General features: G+C 74.4%; 1 protein-coding gene. It reads left to right on the forward strand.

Going from position 1 to position 2227, the window contains the following annotated elements:
- On the forward strand, nucleotides 1-2227 hold a 2227-nt coding region (locus K7G61_RS35755), incomplete at both ends, for an acyltransferase domain-containing protein (protein WP_225851320.1).

Genomic DNA, 2227 nt, shown 5'->3' on the forward strand with positions numbered 1-2227 from the left:
CGGTGAGCTGGCCGCCGCGCACGTGGCGGGTGTGCTGTCGCTGCAGGACGCGGTCCGGTTGGTGGCCGCCCGGGGTCGGTTGATGCAGGCGCTTCCGGCGGGTGGCGCGATGCTGGCGGTGCAGGCGGAGGAGGCGTTCGTACGGGAGGCGCTGGCGGGCCGCGAGGATGTGGCGGTCGCGGCGGTCAACGGGCCCGAGGCGATCGTCGTCTCCGGCGCGGGTGAGGCGATCGGTGAGCTGGAGGCGGCCTGGCGTTCGCAGGGGCGGAAGGTCAAGCGGCTGACCGTTTCGCATGCCTTCCATTCGCCGCTGATGGACCCGATGCTGGCGGACTTCCGCGCGGTTGCCGAGTCGCTGACGTACAACAGCCCTCGTATTCCGGTGGTGTCGAACGTCACCGGGGACCTGGCCGGTGATCTGACCGACCCCGGTTACTGGGTGCGGCATGTGCGGGAGGCGGTCCGGTTCGCCGACGGGGTACGTGGTCTGCATGCCGAGGGTGTGCGCACGTATGTCGAAATCGGGCCTGACGGTGTGCTGTCCGCCATGGCGCAGAGCATCCTTGGCGAGACGGAGGGAGTCGGCTTCGATTGTTTCCCCGCGCTGCGGGCCGGGCGTCCGGAGGTGTCGGCGCTGCTCGGTGCGTTGGCCCGGACGCAGGTGCGCGGAGCGGGTGTGCGGTGGTCGGCGTTCTACGAAGGTGTGCCCGCGCGCGGCATCGAGCTGCCCACGTACGCCTTCCAGCGCGAGTGGTACTGGCCCGCGCCGGGGACCGCGACGGGTGACGCCGGCGGGTTCGGCCTCACCGACGCGCGCCACCCGCTCCTGGGCGCGGCCGTGCGGCTGGTGGACGCGGGCGGTTTCCTGCTCACGGGATCGCTCTCGCTGCGGACGCACCCCTGGCTGGCCGAGCACCGGATCATGGACACCGTCCTGCTGCCCGGCACCGCGCTCGCCGAACTGGCGTTGCGCGCGGCCGACGAGGTGGGCTGCGACCGCGTCGAGGAACTGACCCTCCAGGCACCGCTGGTGCTTCCCGAGCACGGCACCGTGCACCTCCAGGTGTGGGTCGGCGCGCCCGACGAGGACGGCTTGCGGCCGGTCGGCATCCACTCCCGCATCGAGGGTCCCGGCCTCGACGGAGTGTGGGTACGGCACGCCGGCGGCCTGCTCGCCACGGCCGGGGTCCAGGCACCGTCCGACGGGCTCACCGTATGGCCCCCGGCCGGCGCCACAGCGCTACCGGTCGACGGGCTGTACGCCGGGCTGGCGGAGGGCGGCTTCGCCTACGGCCCCTCCTTCCAGGGGCTGCGCGCCGCCTGGCGCGACGGCGACGCGGTGTACGCCGAGATCGCGCTGCCGGAGGACCGTACGGCCGACGCCGCCGCGTTCGGGCTGCATCCGGCACTTCTGGACGCCGCGCTGCACGCCGTCGCCATGGGGGATCTCCTCGGCGACGACACCGGCCGGCTGCCGTTCGCCTGGTCGGGGGTCGCGCTGCACGCCTCCGGCGCCGCCGCCCTGCGGGTCCGGCTCGCCCGGGCCGGTGACGGCGTGTCGCTGCTGGTCGCCGACACCGCGGGCGCGCCTGTCGCCACGGTCGACTCGCTCGTCCTGCGCCCGGTCACCGCCGAGCAACTGCGGCCGGCGCACACCGGCGCGGATGACGCGCTGTTCGCCGTCGAGTGGGTGCCCGTCGACCCCGCGACGGAGCCGGGCACCGATGTCACCTGGGCCGTCACCGGCGAGGACCCCCTCGGCGCCGCCGCCGGGCTGGGTGCCGCGGGCGTGCCGACGGCCGACACGGACACGGCCTCCATGGTCGTCGTCACCGTCACGGCGGAACCGGCCCACGGCGACGCCGACACGGCCGAAGCCGCCGTCGTACGCGCGCTTCGCGCCGCCCAGGCGTCGGCGGACGCCAACCACTCCGCTGACACGAAGCTGGTCGTCGTCACGAAGGGCGCGGTCGCCGTCCTGTCCGGTGAACGTGTCACCGACCTGGGCGGCGGCGCTGTGTGGGGGCTGCTGCGGGCGGCGCAGACGGAGATGCCGGGGCGGATCGTCCTGGTGGACACGGATGGTACGTCGGAGTCGTGGGCCGTGCTGCCCGGTGCGCTGGCCTCTGGTGAGGCGCAGGTCGCGTTGCGCTCGGGTGGGGTGCACGCGCCGCGGCTGGCTCGCGCCGGTACTGCGGACGAGCTCACTCCGCCTGCCGATGCGTCC

This window comes from Streptomyces sp. HPF1205 (assembly GCF_020400825.1).
In the GTDB taxonomy this organism is placed as follows: domain Bacteria; phylum Actinomycetota; class Actinomycetes; order Streptomycetales; family Streptomycetaceae; genus Actinacidiphila.